Here is a 16,808-nt window from a genome sequence, read left to right as displayed (position 1 = left end):
ACATAATCCTTTGGCGCCGCGACAAAAGGGACGCTCGATCACTCTTCCTCGAACAGTTCGGTCTGATCTTCGTCATCTTCACCATCCTGCCCTTCCCCCAAGGGCATTGCACCCGGTGGTGGTCGGTTTTCCAGAAGGCCCGCAGCGCGCAATTCCTTGAGCCCTGGCAGATCGCGCGCATTCTCCAGACCGAAGTGGTCCAAGAATTGCGGGGTCACAACAAAGGTCACCGGACGCCCGGGGGTCATGCGGCGACGGCCCAGCCTGATCCACTCCATCTCAAGCAACTGATCAATGGTGCCGCGTGAAACGGAAACACCACGGATTTCCTCAATCTCGGCCCGTGTACAGGGTTGATGATACGCGACAATCGCCAATGTCTCGATCGCGGCACGGCTGAGTTTCCGCGTCTCGACCGTTTCCTTTTGCATCAGGAAACCTAAATCGGGCGCGGTGCGAATCGCCCAAGCCTCGCCCACACGGACCACGCGGACACCGCGCCCTTCGTATCGTTTATGCAGCAGTTCAACAGCTTGCGCCGCGTCGCTGCCATGGGGCATCCGGGCCTCAAGATCGGCAATCGTCACCGGTTCGGCGCTGGCGAACAGCACAGCCTCGACCATCCGCTCCTGTTCGGCCAACGGAGGGGCCTCGAACAGGGTGCCGGTGCCTTCGTCTTCGGGGGCGTCAGTCACGTTTTTCGGTCCTTTTACGCAGGTGGATCGGAGCAAAGGTCTCGCTTTGCTTGATCTCCATATGTCCTTCTTTCACCAGCTCCAGCGAGGCCGCAAAAGTCGCAGCCGTGGCCGAGCGTCGGCGCACTGGATCCGCATCCCAGCCATCGGGCAGGTAGGTTTCCATATCCGTCCATGTCCCGGCAAAACCGATCAGCGGGCGCATCCGTTCCAGCGCCTGCTCCATCGTGAAGACGGCGTCGCGGTCCATGACAAAGGGGCGGAACTCATCCCGAGTGCGGATACGGGCATATCCCTGCATCAGATCCAACAGCGTGGCCGAGTAGGTCACGGTACGGATACGCGTGATATCCTCGCCCTGCCCGCGTTTGAAGAAATCGCGCCCCAGTTGGTCCCGCGCCATCAGACGGGCGGCGGCGTCGCGCATCGCTTGCAGGCGTTCCAGTTGGAAAGCCAGATGGGCGGCCAGTTCCTCGCCCGACGGTCCTTCGTCATCCGGGTCGGGTGGCAGTAAAAGGCGGGATTTCAGAAAGGCCAACCACGCTGCCATGACCAGATAGTCCGCCGCCAGCTCGATACGCAGCGCACGCGCCTTTTCGACAAAGGCCAAGTACTGCTGCGCAAGAGCCAGAACCGAGATCTTCCGAAGATCAACCTTTTGCGTCCGCGACAGGGTCAGCAAGACATCCAACGGGCCTTCAAACCCGTCGACATCAACGATCAGGGCTTCGGCCGCAAGGCGATCCGCGACCGAGACCGGGTCTTCGCTGAAAAGGTTATCGTTCATACACCTGCCCGCCCATTAGGGCAGATAGTTCAGCCTCAGCCGCAGGGATGTCAAGTTCCGCTGGCTTCTGCCGCATCGACAGCGCCTTTTCCGCGCGGGATTGTGCCCGGTCGGTCATGTCTCCGGCGGCCTCCAGTACGCGTGCCCGGGCGTCGAACGATCCGTTGCAATGCAGAACCACGTCGCACCCTGCGTCCAGCGCCTGACGCGCGATATCCTCTGGCGCGCCGCTCAGAGCTTTCATCGAGATGTCGTCGGTCATGATCAGCCCGTCAAAGCCAATTCGGTCGCGGATCAGTTGGATCATCACGGATGAAATCGTCGCTGGCTGGGGATCAATCTGATCATATACCAAATGAGCGGTCATACCCATCGGCAGGTCGTTCAAAGCGCGGAACGGGGCAAAGTCGTCGCGGTTCAACTCATCCAAAGGCAAATCCACGTGGGGCAGATCATGATGGCTGTCCATGGTTGAAAGACCATGGCCGGGCATATGCTTGATCACTGGAAGCACACCACCATCAAGATGCCCTTTGGCGACGGCGCGCCCAATTCTAGAAACCTGATCCGGATCGGAACCATAGCAGCGGTTTTGCAGGAAAGGATGAGTGTCCTCGCGCGCCAGATCGACCATAGGGGCACAGTTGCTGTCGATCCCCAGCTCGAATAATTCCTGCGCGATCAGCCGATACCGCAGATACATCGCACTCTCGGCCTTTTCGCCAGAACGTGTGGTGTGATCCAGTGGCGGCATCCATTCGCGGGCGATTGGGCTCCGCAGGCGCTGCACGCGGCCACCTTCCTGATCAATGGTAATAGGACAATTGCGGCCCACCGCCTCTCGGAAGTCGTCACATAGGGCGCGTACCTGATCAGCCGTGTCGATATTGCGGGCGAACAAAATGAACCCAAACGGGTTCATCTCGCGGAACAGGCTTTTTTCTTCATCCGACAGGCGCAGGCCTTCTGCGTCAGTGATTGCAGCGCCAAACGTCAACGAGCGGCAACCGGGATGCAGTCAGCGCCTTCCGCCTGGAGGGCCGCGCAGAATTGACGCGAGTCGCTCAGGTCATCGAACCCCAATACACGAAGCCGGTAAAAGGTGCGCCCACCGCTTGAGGTTTTCTGTATAACACGCTGTTTTCCTGCCATATATTCGCCAAATCGGCCGTTCAGACGATCCCATTCGGTGCGGGCCACATCAGAACTTTCATATGCACCAAGCTGGGCAAGGCGCGTTCCCTTTGACAGTGCGTCGGGGTCCACATCCAGACCAACCGCCGCTTTGACGGCTGCGTTGATTGCGTTCTCGGTTGTACTGTTCGGTGTAATCGCCGCCGGTGTCGTTCGCGCCGGGCGCGTAATCGGGCGCAGCGAACGCCGGACGCCGGGCAAGGCCGCCAATTCCGGGTCGGGTAGCTGCGCCACCAGATCGGCAGGGTCAATCGCAGGCTCTTCTTCCGGGATAACCAACGATGCCAGTTGCACGCCCTGCTCTGCCGGGGTGTCGGTTGCGGTATTTTCATCTGCAAGTTCTGCAACCAACGCGTCCACCGCGCTCTGGCGCATTTGGGCAGCTTCCTGATCAGAAATCTCTTCCTCAACCAGATGCACGGCTTTGGTCGGCTTCAACGCTTCGACCGGTGTGTCTTCATCAGCTAGCGAAACCGGGCGCGGAGCAAGGATCAGTCGATCCGCAGGCGGTGCAGCCGTTCCAACCGCGGCAACAGCATTAACGGCCAACCCCTGATGATCCGCCGGAGTTCCGCCGGGGTTTTCAGGTTGAATCCTCATTGGCCCTTCCAGAGCGCGCACAACGGGCACACCACTCACGTCCCGCATTACAAGCTTGTAACCCCAGATGCAGATACCTGCGACCAAAGCCAGCGACGCGACTGCGCCCAGCGTATTTACGATACGCCCCAACCCCGCTGTCTGCGGTGCCGCTTCATATTCCAGCATGTCATCGGAATATTCGGACCCATCCTGAGGATGCGGTTGATTCGTGTAATGCATCTGCTCGGGGCGCATTTGCCCCGAGTAATCGTAATTCGCCATGTCCGCCTCACTGCCCGTTTCGCGCCAGAAAATAAGGCGCGCGGGTCATTTCTTGCCTACCTCGTACCGGCGGTTCGGGCGATATTTGTTACCGCATCTCCTGCGCCGGAGTAACGCCAAGAATACTCAAGCCCGCTGAAATCACAACAGAAACGGAACGGGCGAGTGCGATTTTTGACTGACTTGTGTCAACATCGCCATCCTGAATGAACCGAAGCTGAGTTTCGTCGTTCCCCTTGTTCCACAAAGCGTGAAAATCCCCAGCTAATTCATACAGATAGAAGGCAACGCGGTGCGGTTCGTTGGTTCGCGCGGCAATTTTGACCAGACGTGGCCATTCGGCCAGCTTCTTGGCAACAGTCAATTCCGAAGCATGATCAATCTTGCTCAGGTCCGCGCCTGCAAGGGCGGTATCATCGGCGTCAATCCCGGCCTCAGCCGCGCGACGCAGAACGCTCATGACGCGGGCATGGGCATATTGCACGTAGAACACCGGGTTCTCACGGCTCTGTTCCAGCACCTTGTCGAAATCGAAATCCAAAGGCGCGTCGTTCTTGCGGGTCAGCATGACAAACCGGGTCACATCCGGCCCTACCTGATCGACCACGTCGCGCAGGGTCACAAAGTTCCCTGCCCGTTTGGACATCTTGAACGGTTCGCCATTCCTCCACAGCTTCACCAACTGCGTCAGCTTGATATCCAGCGGTACCTTGCCATCGGACAGCGCTGAAACGGCGGCCTTCATACGTTTGACATAGCCGCCGTGATCCGCGCCAAACACGTCGATCAGTGCGTCAAAGCCCCGGCTCACCTTGTCATAGTGATAGGCAATATCGGGGGCGAAATAGGTCCACGAGCCGTCCGATTTTTTAACCGGGCGGTCAACGTCGTCGCCATGTTCGGTCGATTTGAACAGGGTCTGCTCGCGCGGCTCCCAATCCTCGGGCTTTTTGCCCTTGGGCGGCTCCAGAACGCCTTCATAGATCAGGCCCTTGTCGGTCAGCGCTTGCAGCGCAGATTCAATCCGGCCCGTGCCATAGAGCGACTTTTCCGAGAAGAACACGTCCATCTCAACGCCCAGCGCCTTCAGATCTGCGCGGATCAGGTCCATCATCGCGTCGGTGGCAAAGTTGCGCAGATCGTCCAGCCATTCGCTCTCGGGCTTGTCGATCAGGCTATCGCCGTATTTCTCTTTCAGCGCTTCACCGATCGGGATCAGATAGTCGCCGGGGTATAGCCCCTCGGCGATCTCGGGGCTCAGGCCATTGGCCTCGCGATACCGCTCATAAGCGGACCGTGCCAGCACATCCACCTGCGCGCCACCGTCGTTAATGTAATATTCGCGTGTCACCTCATGACCCGAATAGGCCAGCAAACTCGCCAAGGCATCGCCGAACACCGCACCCCGCGTATGACCCACGTGCAGCGGGCCGGTCGGGTTGGCCGAGACATATTCTACGTTCACCTTCTGCCCGGCCCCCATGGTCGAGCGGCCATAGTCAACACCCTTTTCAAGCACAGCAGCAAGCACGCCCTGCCAAACCGAAGATGCAAGCCGCAGGTTCAGGAAACCCGGCCCGGCCACCTCGGCACTGGTGATCCGATCGTCGGCTGCCAGTTTCCCGGCCAACACCTCGGCAATGTCGCGCGGCTTCATCTTGGCCGGTTTCGCCAGCACCATCGCCGCGTTCGTGGCCATATCGCCATGCGCCGCATCACGCGGAGGTTCAACCGCCACGTTGTCGAAGTTCAACCCCTCGGGCAGAGCACCTTCGGACTGCATCTGCGCCAGCGCGTCCAACACAAGGCCGCGGATCTCGGAAAACAGGTTCATTTCGGATGTCCTTTTGCTTGCCCGGCGGTTTATCACGCAACACAGCAAGGTCAATGGATGCCTAAAGTTTGACCTTGGTTTGGACGCAATCCTCGCTACAGTCGGCCCGAAACGCCCAATCGGAGTCCATTCATGCGCCTTGCATTGCCCCTGACCCTGCTTTTGTCCTCAGCTCTGCCCGCCTTGGCCGAGATGCCAGCACCCCAAGGTCATGTGCTGGTGACACTGGGCGGCGCAGTAAGCGAAACAAACCTGCCCGCCCGAGGCGAAAACGACGGCGGCCTTCTTGGGTTTCTTGAAGTGACCCATGATGGGGCTGCAGGCTTTGATGCCGCCTTGCTGGACAGCCTGCCTCAGGTCAAGATCTCCATCCCCTACGGCGCGCCCGAACATCAGCGCGACTTTACCTTCAGTGGCCCCCTGTTGTCAGAGGTCATGACAATGGCTGGGGCCGAAGGCAAAACCGCACGCCCCATGGCGATGGACGGGTATCAGGCGGAAATCCCGTGGGACAGCATTTCGACTTACCAACCCATATTGGCCACCCACGCCGATGGCGCACCGATGGGCATTGGCGGATACGGCCCCACCATGATCGTATTCCCGCCTTCACAGAACCAGGACGTCGCCGACGAGCAAGCCGGTCAACAGGTCTGGGCATTGGCTTACATCGAGGTTGAGTGAGCCGCAGTCAAAGGTTTACCCGTCAGCCGTGCATGATCCTGAATCGCAAACCGGTCCGTCATTCCTGCGATGTAATCTGACACGATCCGCGCCAGAGAGGTCTCATCAGCCGCAGCCTCGATATCTGCATGCCATCGTTCGGGCATCTGCTTGGGGTCGTTCAGGTAAATTGGGAACAGTTCTTCTACAATCCGGCTGACTTCGGCGCGCACCTCCATCACCGAAGGCGCTCGATACATTCGGGTGAACAAAAACGCCCGGATTTCTTTCAACTGCGCCCATAGCCCGTCCGAGAACCGGACAACTGGGCGGCCCAGATCGCGAATTTCTTCCACGGACTGCGCCCCTGACTCGGCAATCAACATTGCAGAGGTGTCGATGACGTCCGACACCATCACGCCAAACACACGCCGCAAAGCCTCATGCCTGCGCCGGTAGGGATCAAGCGCTGGGTATTTGCGATCGACCCCGGCATAACACTCACCCACGATTGGCAGGCATTGTATTTCCTCATCGGTGAACAAGTCAGCCCGCAGGCCATCCAACAGGTCATGGTTGTTATAGGCGATATCGTCCGAAAGGGCGGCTACTTGTGCCTCGGCGCTGGCGTGGGTGTGCAGTTCCAGATCGAACGCCTCAGTGCATTCAGCCAACGCCCAGGGCAACGCGCCCGATACGGGGCCGTTGTGCTTTGCGATCCCCTCCAACGTCTCCCACGTCAGGTTACAACCATCGAACTCGGCATAATGCCGTTCCAATTTGGTGACGATCCGAATGGCCTGCGCATTGTGATCAAACCCGCCATAAGGCTGCATGATCGCGTGCAATGCGTCCTCACCCGTATGCCCAAACGGAGTGTGACCCAGATCATGGGCCAAAGCCACTGCTTCGGTCAGTTCCGGGTTCAACGCCAAAGCCCCGGCAATGGTCCGCGCCACCTGCGCGACTTCAATGGAATGCGTCAATCGCGTGCGATAGCTATCCCCTTCATGCTCAACGAAAACCTGCGTTTTGTGTTTAAGCCGTCGAAACGCGCTAGCGTGAATGATCCTGTCCCGATCCCGCTGAAAGCACGACCGGAAACTGCTTTCTTCCTCTGGCACCAGACGCCCTCGTGCGCGCGCTGGGTCAGATGCAAAACCTGCTCTTTCCAAAGGTCTTGTCCTTGTCGCCTGCCATTGCGTTTTCTATATGGTAGAGTGAGAAAGAAATAAACCTTTGGAGTGCGGCATGAATCTGCCCCCAACAGTCACTGAACGCGCCTTTGAACGTCTGGCCGAAATCGGCGCCGCCGATCAAGGACAAGCTTTACGCGTCGCGGTGGAAGGCGGCGGCTGTTCCGGGTTCCAATACGAAATTGCACTGGATGAGCCGAAGGATGACGACCTCATCCTTGAAGGCAAAGGTCAGAAGGTCATCGTTGATTCTGTTTCTCTGCCGTTTCTGGAAAACGCCGTCATAGATTTTACCCAGGAACTGATCGGCGCGCGGTTTGTAATCGACAATCCCAACGCAACTTCATCATGTGGCTGTGGTACGTCTTTTTCGATGTAGTCGCCGGTGGGGGCTTTGCCCCCACACCCCCAGGATATTTTCAACCAGATGAAGCAGGGATCCGCTCTCCGACCCTTCCGCCGGAGAGCTTCACCTGGCGCGGCCATCGGCGTCCCCGCCTGTTCCGCACGGCACTAATCGCAGAAATTGGTTAACGATCCGTTTCTTCATCTGGCTTAAAATATCCCGGAGCGCGAGGCAGAGCCTCGCATCCCTCGCCCTCCGACTTGCCGATGGGTTCATTCTGCGCAATAGGTTGCCAAAGGCTTCGGAGGATCGCGTATGAAAATCGCCACGTTCAACATCAACGGCATAAAGGCGCGGGCCGAAGCTCTTCCACGCTGGTTGGACGACGCTCAGCCAGACGTTGTGCTGCTGCAAGAGATCAAATCTATTGATGAAAACTTCCCGCGCGAAATGTTCGAGGATCGCGGCTACAACGTCGAAACCCACGGCCAGAAAGGCTTTAATGGCGTTGCGATCCTATCCAAATTCCCTCTTGAAGATGTGACCCGCGGATTGCCCGGTGATAAAACTGATGAGCAGGCCCGTTGGATAGAGGCCACGGTTGTCGGGAAGAAAGCGTTACGCATCTGTGGGCTGTACCTGCCGAATGGAAACCCTGCCCCCGGGCCAAAATACGAGTATAAACTGGCTTGGATGGAACGCCTTTACCACCGGGCGCAAGAACTGATTGCCAGTGAAGAACCCGCGTTGATGGCAGGTGATTACAATATTATTCCGCAAGCTGAGGACGCAGCACGCCCCGATGCCTGGCGTGAGGATGCCCTGTTTCGACCCGAAAGCCGTGAGGCATTTCGAAAAATCTTGAACCTTGGATTTACCGAGGCGTTCCGTGCGCGAACTCAAGGCCCAGGGCATTATTCATTTTGGGATTATCAGGCAGGCGCGTGGAACCGGAATGACGGAATACGCATCGACCATTTTCTACTGACACCCCAAGCAGCCGATCTGATGCGGGATTGTCGGATCGACTCCGAAATTCGTGGGCACGAGAAACCATCTGACCACGTTCCGGTGTGGATAGAACTCGACCTCTGAAGGGCTAGCTGGTCGCGTCGTAGCTGTAAACCCATTCATATTTGCGGGCCAGTTTTGGACCGGCAACCTTCAACGCCATTTGCGCGGCCAACCGCATTGGTCCGCGCAAATGAAAGTTTCGAGCGTTGGAACCGGCCGCTGCAACGACCTTGCGCGCTCTGGACCGGCGTAGCGTCTCATAGGCCTGCAGCGCCTGTGACACGTCGGATTGTTCGTCGAATGACCGGACTAATATCCAGGCATCCTCTAACGCCAGACACGCCCCTTGTGCCATGAAAGGCAGCGTTGGATGCGCAGCGTCGCCCAAAAGAGCCAGATGTCCGTTTTGCCAATTTTCGGCAACAGGGCGCAGAAACAAGGCCCACAGATAGGTTTCTGTCACCTTCTCGAATTTATCGCGCACGCCGCCTCCGAAATCCGAAAAACGCGCACGCAAGTCACCTGGGTCGCCTTGCAGTCGCCACCCTTCCTGCTGCCAGTCCGACCGCTCTTCGACTGCAACGATGTTCATCAGGGACTGATCCCGCAATGGATAGGTCACCACGTGACGCTCTGGCCCCATCGTCAAAGACGCGCGCGGAACGTCGCCTTGAGGGGACCACGGGATCGTTGCGCGCCAAGCGACCTGACCGGTGAATTGCGGCGTTTCGGCCCCGTTCAGGATCGAGCGGAGAATACTGCGCCCTCCATCACTTGCTATAGCGCACTCGCATCGCAGGCGCTCGCCGTCGTTCAGTACGACCTCGGCCTCGGCCTGGTGCTTTGTGACGGTCGAAACCCGAGCGCCCAATCTTATCCTCACGCCAGCACGCACAGCTTCGCTGTGCAGAATGTCCAGAAGATCAGCGCGGTGAAAATAATAAGTTGGACCGGATGCCGGGCCCGGAAGGTGGCTGATCACGCGGCCGTTTCGATAGTCCCTAAGGGTTGTGCCTTGCGACAACTGCCCGATCTCCAGCGATTTGCCTGCAATACCCAGTGCACGCAGAACGGTCACGCCATTGGCGCTAATCTGAAGCCCCGCGCCGACCTCTGTCAGCGCTGGCGCCTGCTCAAGCACCGTGACATCTGCCCCGCGCTGCCGCAGCGCCAATGCACTGGCCAGGCCGCCTATTCCGCCGCCGATCACAACAAAACTGAGACCGTCAATATTCATGTTCAACGCTTAACGCAAAAACGCCGGAGCGACAGGCCCCGGCGTCTGAGATTATTGGATTCTTCAGCGATTAATCGTCGCGGTGGACTTTCTCGCGGCGTTCATGACGCTCCTGTGCTTCCAGCGTCATTGTTGCAATCGGACGCGCATCCAGACGCTTCAACGAGATCGGATCACCGGTCATCTCACAATAGCCATACTCGCCTTCGTCAATCCGGCGCAGGGCCGAGTCGATCTTGGCAACCAGCTTGCGCTGGCGGTCACGGGTACGCAGCTCCAGCGCGCGGTCGGTTTCCTCACTTGCGCGGTCGGCAACATCAGGGATGTTTCGGGTGTTGTCTTGCAGCCCCTCAATGGTATCACGGCTGCCTGCCAAAAGTTCGCTTTTCCAGTCCAGCAACTTACGGCGAAAATACTCCAGTTGCTTGTCGTTCATAAATGGTTCGTCTTCGGCTGGACGATAATCTTCGGGCAGAAATACTTCCTGCTTCATTTTTGCTCCCTCGGTGTGGCCTGCAACGCCGAGTGCTCTCTCTTCACCAGACATGAGGCATTCCCTTCTGCGGAGCGTTTATCTGACGGCGCGAGGATTGTCACTATGCAAACGTGTCGGCGGCACCGTGTGACCCTGTGTCGTCTAAATATGAGACATAAAACAACAAAACGTTGTTTTTCTGTGAAACTCACCGGGCGATTTCGTGGCGTAAGTTAAAAATTTTTCACGACCTGAAAGGCACCGAATCGTGCCAAGCATTTAAGTTGCTTGGAAATTTGGCGGCACGCGACGCTGCGACCTGCCTTGTCAAAATTCCTGTGCCGCGATAACCCCATGTTGCAATTACCGCGCGACACTTGATGAGGGGCCGATGACCGCACGATTCCAAGGAACAGCAGAATATGTTGCCACTGACGACCTAACGATAGCGGTGAACGCCGCCGTGACGCTGGAACGTCCGCTGCTGGTCAAGGGCGAGCCGGGCACAGGCAAGACCGAATTGGCCAAACAAGTCGCCGGGGCGTTGGGCCTGAAGATGATCGAGTGGAACGTTAAATCGACCACGCGCGCGCAGCAGGGTCTGTACGAATACGATGCGGTAAGCCGTCTGCGCGACAGCCAGTTGGGTGACGAGCGGGTTCAGGACGTGTCCAACTATATCCGCAAGGGCAAACTATGGCAGGCGTTTGAAGCCGACGAAAAGGTCGTGCTGCTGATTGATGAAATCGACAAGGCCGATATCGAATTTCCCAACGACCTGCTGCAGGAACTCGACAAGATGGAGTTCCACGTCTACGAGACCGGCGAAACGATCCGGGCCAAGAACCGCCCCATCGTGATCATCACCTCGAATAACGAAAAGGAACTGCCCGACGCGTTCCTACGCCGCTGTTTTTTCCACTACATCCGGTTCCCCGACGAAACCACGATGCGCCGTATCGTCGAAGTGCACCATCCCGGTATCAAAGACGGGCTGCTGACCACCGCCCTGACACAGTTCTACGAAATCCGTGAAACGCAGGGGCTGAAGAAAAAGCCGTCGACCTCCGAGGTGCTGGACTGGCTCAAGCTGCTTCTGGCCGAGGATCTGACGGCCGAGGACCTCAAGCGTGACGGTGCCAACGCTCTGCCCAAGCTACACGGCGCGCTGCTGAAAAATGAGCAGGACGTGCATTTGTTCGAACGTCTGGCGTTCATGGCCCGCAGCAAACGCTAAGAGATGTGAAGTTCCGCTGATCGACGCTTGCCTTATAGAAGGCCGGGTGTCAGCATCAGCGCAGAGGCGTCCGGGTCAGTCCGGGCGCTTGCTCACGTTACGAATGGGACATGTTGCTTGCCTGATACTCTTACAATTCGCGCATTGCGGCCCGAAGATCGCCCGGAATGGCAAGAGATGTGGCACGACTATCTGGCATTCTATGAAACAACTGTTTCAGCCGAGATTTACGACAGCACCTTTGCACGTCTGCTGGCGGACGATCCGCACGAATTTTCCTGTTTCGTCGCCGAAAAAGACGGGCAGTTGATTGGTCTGACCCACTACCTTTTTCACCGCCATGCATGGAAAGTGGAAAGCGTATGCTATCTGCAGGACCTCTTTGCCCGACCAGAGGCGCGTGGGACAGGTGTGGGACGGGCCCTGATTCAGGCCGTTTATGACGAGGCCGACAGAGAGGGTGCTCCGTCCGTTTACTGGCTGACACAGGAATTCAACCATACGGCGCGCAAGCTGTATGACCGTATCGGCAAGGAAACGCCCTTTATCCGGTATCAACGCCCATGATGCGATGGGCGGTAATCCTTTTTGGGCTTGCCCTGGTCGGGTGTACTGCGGTTCCCCCGCCCCAACCGCCGACACGTGTGAACGCGGTTGAAGAAATCCTACCGCCGGTCAAGGCCTTCACGGCGTCGTACCCCACCGCCTCATCGCGGTCGAACACCAATATCGCGTCGGACTTCATCAACCTGCATTTCGCGTTGGAAAGCGGCACCCCGCTGCCCGCGTTGACGCGGTTCGAAGGACTGGTAACCCTGCGTTTGACGGGCACACCGACCCCGTCCATGCAGCGTGATCTGACCCGGCTTCTGACCCGTCTGCAACGCGAGGCCAGGATTGACATCCGCCAGATTTCAGAGGGTCAGGCCAACATCACGGTCGAGGCCGTCAGTCAGGACCAGATTCACGATATTCTGCCGAACGCGGCCTGTTTCGTTGTCCCCAACTCATCCAGCTTTGAAGAGTACAGCCGCGATCGCCGCAAACGGAAAAGCAGTTGGACCGCCTTGCGCAACCGGGAACGGATAGGAATTTTCATACCATACGACGTCAGCCCGCAGGAAAAACGGGATTGCCTGCATGAAGAGATCGCGCAAGCACTGGGGCCGCTGAACGACCTGTATCACCTGCCAGATTCCGTCTTTAACGACGACAACATCCACACCGTTCTGACCGGTTTCGACATGTTGATCCTGCGCGCAACTTATGCCCCCGAACTGCAAAGCGGCATGACGCGCGAACAGGTCGAGGCCGCCATCCCCGGTATCCTGTCGCGGCTGAACCCGCGCGGGGACGCGATCCAACCGCAACCCATCACTGAAACCCCGCGCGAGTGGGTCAACGCCATTCAAAAATCCGTCGGTCCGGGGCCCGGATCGCGCAAACGCTTTCGCGCCGCGCAAAAAGCTGCCCTGATAGGTCAGGAACAGGGATGGACGGACCACCGCCGCGCCTTTCCCTATTACCTGATGGGACGCATGGTGCAGTTCGACGATCCGCAGCAGGCTTTGCTGCACTATGACGTCGCCCTGCAATTTCTCCGCGCCAACCCGGGCACCGAGGTACACCGCGCCTATGTCACGACCCAAACCGCCTCTTACGCGCTGGCGCAGGGGAAGGGTTCCGAGGTTCTGCCCGAATTGGACAAGGCCATCGACGTGATGACACGCGCTGAGAATGCGTCGCAACTGGCTACTTTGTTGCTGCTGAAGTCAGAAGCGCTCAGTCAGACTGGGCGGCTTACGCAGGCACGCTCCGTCAGGCTGGACAGTCTGGGATGGGCGCGCTACGGCTTCGGCTCAGAAATCGTGGTCAGGTCGCTGGTGCAGGACGTTGCCGAAGCCCCTGCAAACAACAAAGGCGGGTAACGCATGGTAGTGGTTATGGGCATGGCAATCCTTGGGGCTATCCTTGGGGCATTGACCGCGCGCAAGCGCAACGGCAGCACGGCGGATATTGCCCAATACGCAGCAGGTTACGGCATTGCCTTTGCCTTAGTCGGCCTTGTACTTTCCCTCATCCTTGTTCGTTTGGTGGTCTGAGCCATGTTCCTGCCCTTCTTCGAAAATCTCCGCAAAGCCGGTATTCCCGTTTCACTCCGCGAGTACCTCACTTTTCTGGAGGGTATGAAAAAGGGCCTCGCGACCTATGACGTTGAGGCGTTCTATTATCTGGCCCGCGTCTCGATGGTGAAAGACGAACGCAACATCGACAAATTCGACCAGGCATTTGCCGCCAGTTTCAAAGGGCTGGAAGAAATCAGCTTTGATCAGGTTTTGGAAGCCGTCGACATCCCGGCCGAGTGGTTGGCGAAGATGGCCGAAAAGCACCTGTCAGACGAAGAAAAGGCCGAGATCGAGGCACTTGGCGGGTTTGACAAGCTGATGGAAAAGCTGCGCGAGCGGCTCAAGGATCAGGAAGGCCGCCATCAGGGCGGCAACAAGTGGATCGGCACCGCAGGAACATCACCGTTCGGGGCCTATGGCTATAACCCCGAGGGCGTGCGTATCGGCCAGAAGGAAAGCCGCCACCAGCGTGCGGTCAAGGTCTGGGACAAGCGTGAATTCAAGAACCTGGATGACACGGTTGAACTGGGCACGCGCAATATAAAGGTGGCCCTGAAGCGCCTGCGCCGTTGGGTCCGCGAAGGTGCGGCGGATGAGCTGGACTTGGACGGCACAATCCGCGCCACGGCCGAGCACGGCTATCTGGACGTCAAAACCCGGCCCGAGCGTCACAATGCAGTCAAAGTCCTACTGTTTCTGGACGTAGGCGGATCAATGGACCCGCATATCAAGGTGGTCGAAGAACTGTTCTCGGCTGCGCGGACCGAGTTCAAACATCTGGAATACTACTACTTCCACAATTGCCTGTACGAAGGCCTCTGGCGGGACAATGTACGTCGTTGGGACCAACAAACCCCGACCCACGAGGTGCTGCGGACCTATGGCCCGGACTACAAGTGCATCTTTGTCGGGGATGCATCCATGAGCCCGTATGAGATCGCCTATCCTGGCGGCGCGAGCGAGCACTGGAATCAAGAACCCGGTCAGGTCTGGCTGCAACGGGCCCGCGAACAGTGGGCATCGCATCTTTGGATCAATCCGGTGCCCGAAAAGTATTGGCAGTACACCCACTCGATCAATATGGTCCGCGAGATATTCGAAGACCGCATGGTGCCAATGACATTGGCCGGGCTGGAACAGGGAATGAAGGAACTGACACGATAGGTCTTTTGGACTTTCGTTCCCAGCCGATGCGGTTTCCGATCCCGAAACAATACGGCAAATTCCAGGAAAAAATCCGGAAATCGCAGCCCCTGTAGAAACAATCCCCCTTAGTCCGGCCAGGATTCCCAAATCCGTGGTATATTGCGAAGTGGTTAAGGCTGGGGGGCTAAAATGACCAAGTTTCGTTTCCGCGCATTTCTTACGACCATTGTTACATCCGCTTCTTTAATCCTGACATCTGGGGCCGTCGCCACGTTTGCACTTGCCCCAGACGCTGCGTTTGCCAAAAGCGACAAGGCAAAAGGCGCAGGGAAAGGTCGCGGCAAAGGCAGCGGAAAAGGAAAAGCTGGAAAAGGCAACAAAAACAGCAAGACAAGCGAATACGGGAAAAGCCGGGATAAAGCCCGAAAGAACAATTCCTTTCAGAACTTGTTCAAAAAGAACAACGGCTCGAATAAAGCCAAAAGCAAGCCTAAAAACGGAACCACGCAAAGGGTTTCGTTTTCAGAATTCGGACGCGAGTTCAAACGGGACGTCGAAGAATTGTTTGGAACGCGCTCAAGCTCTCGGTCGAATCGCGGTTCGAAACCGGTCAAAAAGTCATACCGACAAGCCTCGATAGACCCGGTAGATCGGTCGCCGCGCCCGGTGGCACGGTCCACGGGGGCATATACATGGCATCAGGATGACGGGGATCTGAAACCGCCAAAACGGCGCAAGCGCGATCCTCTTGTTGCGTCGATTACCGATCCGTATGGCTCGGACAAGTTGCGCAACTTGAACGCTTCAAATGCGGCAGCGCCTGCTTTCCGAAATGCGTCACCGAACAGTAATGTCGGAAAGATCGCGACCTATCAGGCCGAAGCAACCGAGTATTACGATCTGCGCGCCGACCTATACGAGGCGCGCCGTGATTTGCGCGACCTCAACGAAGGATATGATGGCCGTTCGAGCTATGAAATTGCTGATGACATCGCCGGGCTTGATCCAAGTGACCCGGACTATGATGAGCAACTAGATGCGCTGGAGGCTGAACTGCGCGAAGCTGAATTGTACGAGGAAACACGCAACGACCTTCGGCAGGATGTCAAAGACTTGTCATACGAGACCAAGGATGCGTTGGCCGACGCAGAATCCGCCTTTTTCGAAGCATCAAAAGGGCGCACTCTGACCCGCAGCGCGTTGGGTGAGTTTCACGAAAATCTTGATCTGCCACAACCAAAAGATCGCCTTCAGGACGACGTGACGATTCAGCCGGTGCCCTACGACCCTGACTATCACCGCTATTCTGATAACCATGCGTATTTTGCCAAAGACGCCGCTTATATTCTGCGCTACGACGACGTCGAATACCCGCACAAAAAGGGCTGGAACCGTTACAAACGCGATCCGCTTGTCGCCGCGATCACGGACCCTTACGGATCGGACAAGTTGCGGAACCTGAATGCCTCAAACGCGGCGGCTCCTGCGTTCCAGAATGCGGCACCCAACAGTAACGTCGGAAAGATTGCGTCCTACCAGTTTGAGGCATCCGAGTATTACGAACTGCGGGCTGAGCTATACGAAACAAGGCGCAACTTGCGGGCATTGAACGAAAACTACGGCGGTCGCAGCAGCGATGAGATTGCAGACGACATTGCCGATCTCGACCTTGGTGATCCGAATTATGACGACAAGCTGGATACTCTGGAACGAGAGTTGCTTGAAGCGGAGGCGTATGAGGAAATTCGGGACAATCTGCGTGCTGATCTCAAAGACCTGCGGGTCGATACATTGGTCGCCCAGAAAGAGGCCGAGTATGCATTCTTTCAGGCGTCCAAGGGCGAGGTGTTGACCACAGACACTCTTTCCGACCTGCATGATAACCTAGACCTACCCACGCCTGTCGAGTGATCGGACACACAGCTATGGTCCCAAACCGGCAAAGCAGGAACTTGTGGCTTGTCTAGTTCGCGCGCGCGGCCCATATCTGAATT

General features: G+C 57.5%; 17 protein-coding genes. 9 read left to right on the top strand and 8 right to left on the bottom strand.

Going from position 1 to position 16,808, the window contains the following annotated elements:
• Positions 1–38: 38 nt before the first annotated feature.
• The 5 genes from scpB to argS all read right to left on the bottom strand — a co-directional run bounded on the left by scpB (position 39) and on the right by argS (position 5,374).
• Positions 39–695, bottom strand: coding sequence for an SMC-Scp complex subunit ScpB (scpB, locus tag GOV88_RS12510; RefSeq protein ID WP_171122275.1), 657 nt, complete (start codon positions 693–695; stop codon positions 39–41).
• Positions 688–1,482: a ScpA family protein gene (locus GOV88_RS12505; protein WP_171240632.1), complete on the bottom strand. Its 795-nt coding sequence runs from the start codon at positions 1,480–1,482 to the stop codon at positions 688–690. Before GOV88_RS12505 ends, scpB begins: the two co-directional genes overlap by 8 nt.
• Positions 1,472–2,479, bottom strand: a complete 1,008-nt coding sequence (gene nagZ, locus GOV88_RS12500) for a beta-N-acetylhexosaminidase (protein ID WP_171240631.1) — start codon at positions 2,477–2,479, stop codon at positions 1,472–1,474. Before nagZ ends, GOV88_RS12505 begins: the two co-directional genes overlap by 11 nt.
• Positions 2,476–3,540 carry an SPOR domain-containing protein gene (locus GOV88_RS12495; RefSeq protein WP_171240630.1) on the bottom strand — a complete coding sequence of 355 codons (1,065 nt, stop codon included), beginning with the start codon at positions 3,538–3,540 and terminating at the stop codon, positions 2,476–2,478. The genes nagZ and GOV88_RS12495 overlap by 4 nt, the downstream gene beginning before the upstream one ends.
• 88 nt (positions 3,541–3,628) lie before the next feature.
• Positions 3,629–5,374 (bottom strand): arginine--tRNA ligase, encoded by a 1,746-nt coding sequence (gene argS / locus GOV88_RS12490; protein ID WP_171240629.1) that lies wholly within the window; start codon positions 5,372–5,374, stop codon positions 3,629–3,631.
• A gap of 132 nt (positions 5,375–5,506) precedes the next feature.
• Here argS and GOV88_RS12485 point away from each other — a divergent pair, with 132 nt between their 5' ends.
• Positions 5,507–6,058, top strand: coding sequence for a hypothetical protein (locus GOV88_RS12485; protein WP_171240628.1), 552 nt, complete (start codon positions 5,507–5,509; stop codon positions 6,056–6,058).
• Here GOV88_RS12485 and GOV88_RS12480 read toward each other — a convergent pair.
• Entirely contained in the window at positions 6,040–7,212 is a 1,173-nt protein-coding gene (locus tag GOV88_RS12480) for a deoxyguanosinetriphosphate triphosphohydrolase (RefSeq protein ID WP_171240627.1), read from the bottom strand. The two genes, GOV88_RS12485 and GOV88_RS12480, sit on opposite strands and share 19 nt — an antisense overlap.
• Positions 7,213–7,288: 76 nt before the next feature.
• On the opposite strand from GOV88_RS12480, the gene GOV88_RS12475 reads away from it, so the two are divergent.
• Both GOV88_RS12475 and xth read left to right on the top strand, forming a co-directional pair.
• Positions 7,289–7,612 carry an iron-sulfur cluster assembly accessory protein gene (locus GOV88_RS12475; RefSeq protein WP_171122261.1) on the top strand — a complete coding sequence of 108 codons (324 nt, stop codon included), beginning with the start codon at positions 7,289–7,291 and terminating at the stop codon, positions 7,610–7,612.
• A 282-nt stretch (positions 7,613–7,894) separates the two neighbouring features.
• Positions 7,895–8,674, top strand: coding sequence for an exodeoxyribonuclease III (gene xth, locus GOV88_RS12470; RefSeq protein WP_171122259.1), 780 nt, complete (start codon positions 7,895–7,897; stop codon positions 8,672–8,674).
• A gap of 4 nt (positions 8,675–8,678) precedes the next feature.
• Here xth and GOV88_RS12465 read toward each other — a convergent pair whose 3' ends face one another.
• Positions 8,679–9,830, bottom strand: a complete 1,152-nt coding sequence (locus tag GOV88_RS12465; protein WP_171240626.1) for an FAD-dependent monooxygenase — start codon at positions 9,828–9,830, stop codon at positions 8,679–8,681.
• Between the two features lie 70 nt (positions 9,831–9,900).
• A complete protein-coding gene (gene dksA, locus GOV88_RS12460; RefSeq protein ID WP_171122255.1) occupies positions 9,901–10,323 on the bottom strand; it encodes an RNA polymerase-binding protein DksA in 423 nt (140 codons plus the stop codon).
• Between the two features lie 373 nt (positions 10,324–10,696).
• On the opposite strand from dksA, the gene GOV88_RS12455 reads away from it, so the two are divergent.
• The 6 genes from GOV88_RS12455 to GOV88_RS12430 all read left to right on the top strand — a co-directional run bounded on the left by GOV88_RS12455 (position 10,697) and on the right by GOV88_RS12430 (position 16,725).
• Positions 10,697–11,542 (top strand): MoxR family ATPase, encoded by an 846-nt coding sequence (locus GOV88_RS12455; protein ID WP_171240625.1) that lies wholly within the window; start codon positions 10,697–10,699, stop codon positions 11,540–11,542.
• Positions 11,543–11,659: 117 nt separating this feature from the next.
• Positions 11,660–12,109 carry a GNAT family N-acetyltransferase gene (locus tag GOV88_RS12450; RefSeq protein ID WP_171240624.1) on the top strand — a complete coding sequence of 150 codons (450 nt, stop codon included), beginning with the start codon at positions 11,660–11,662 and terminating at the stop codon, positions 12,107–12,109.
• Positions 12,106–13,470, top strand: coding sequence for a DUF2927 domain-containing protein (locus GOV88_RS12445; RefSeq protein WP_171240623.1), 1,365 nt, complete (start codon positions 12,106–12,108; stop codon positions 13,468–13,470). Before GOV88_RS12450 ends, GOV88_RS12445 begins: the two co-directional genes overlap by 4 nt.
• A 3-nt stretch (positions 13,471–13,473) precedes the next feature.
• Positions 13,474–13,644 carry a hypothetical protein gene (locus tag GOV88_RS12440; RefSeq protein WP_171240622.1) on the top strand — a complete coding sequence of 57 codons (171 nt, stop codon included), beginning with the start codon at positions 13,474–13,476 and terminating at the stop codon, positions 13,642–13,644.
• A 3-nt stretch (positions 13,645–13,647) separates the two neighbouring features.
• A complete protein-coding gene (locus GOV88_RS12435; RefSeq protein ID WP_171240621.1) occupies positions 13,648–14,832 on the top strand; it encodes a VWA domain-containing protein in 1,185 nt (394 codons plus the stop codon).
• A 171-nt stretch (positions 14,833–15,003) separates the two neighbouring features.
• Positions 15,004–16,725 carry a hypothetical protein gene (locus GOV88_RS12430; protein WP_171240620.1) on the top strand — a complete coding sequence of 574 codons (1,722 nt, stop codon included), beginning with the start codon at positions 15,004–15,006 and terminating at the stop codon, positions 16,723–16,725.
• Positions 16,726–16,808: the final 83 nt, after the last annotated feature.

The organism is Ruegeria sp. HKCCA5491, assembly GCF_013034565.1.
GTDB lineage: Bacteria > Pseudomonadota > Alphaproteobacteria > Rhodobacterales > Rhodobacteraceae > Ruegeria.
The sequence above is the reverse complement of the archived record's forward strand: the minus strand, read 5'-3'. Positions and strand labels throughout refer to the sequence as shown.

Excerpts from the sequence above, each read along its gene's own strand:
- GOV88_RS12505 (WP_171240632.1), bottom strand. The coding sequence starts at position 1,482 with ATGAACGATAACCTTTTCAGCGAAGACCCGGTCTCGGTCGCGGATCGC.
- GOV88_RS12495 (WP_171240630.1), bottom strand. The coding sequence starts at position 3,540 with ATGGCGAATTACGATTACTCGGGGCAAATGCGCCCCGAGCAGATGCAT.
- argS (WP_171240629.1), bottom strand. The coding sequence starts at position 5,374 with ATGAACCTGTTTTCCGAGATCCGCGGCCTTGTGTTGGACGCGCTGGCG.
- GOV88_RS12485 (WP_171240628.1), top strand. The coding sequence starts at position 5,507 with ATGCGCCTTGCATTGCCCCTGACCCTGCTTTTGTCCTCAGCTCTGCCC.
- GOV88_RS12475 (WP_171122261.1), top strand. The coding sequence starts at position 7,289 with ATGAATCTGCCCCCAACAGTCACTGAACGCGCCTTTGAACGTCTGGCC.
- xth (WP_171122259.1), top strand. The coding sequence starts at position 7,895 with ATGAAAATCGCCACGTTCAACATCAACGGCATAAAGGCGCGGGCCGAA.
- GOV88_RS12465 (WP_171240626.1), bottom strand. The coding sequence starts at position 9,830 with ATGAATATTGACGGTCTCAGTTTTGTTGTGATCGGCGGCGGAATAGGC.
- dksA (WP_171122255.1), bottom strand. The coding sequence starts at position 10,323 with ATGAAGCAGGAAGTATTTCTGCCCGAAGATTATCGTCCAGCCGAAGAC.
- GOV88_RS12455 (WP_171240625.1), top strand. The coding sequence starts at position 10,697 with ATGACCGCACGATTCCAAGGAACAGCAGAATATGTTGCCACTGACGAC.
- GOV88_RS12445 (WP_171240623.1), top strand. The coding sequence starts at position 12,106 with ATGATGCGATGGGCGGTAATCCTTTTTGGGCTTGCCCTGGTCGGGTGT.
- GOV88_RS12440 (WP_171240622.1), top strand. The coding sequence starts at position 13,474 with ATGGTAGTGGTTATGGGCATGGCAATCCTTGGGGCTATCCTTGGGGCA.
- GOV88_RS12435 (WP_171240621.1), top strand. The coding sequence starts at position 13,648 with ATGTTCCTGCCCTTCTTCGAAAATCTCCGCAAAGCCGGTATTCCCGTT.
- GOV88_RS12430 (WP_171240620.1), top strand. The coding sequence starts at position 15,004 with ATGACCAAGTTTCGTTTCCGCGCATTTCTTACGACCATTGTTACATCC.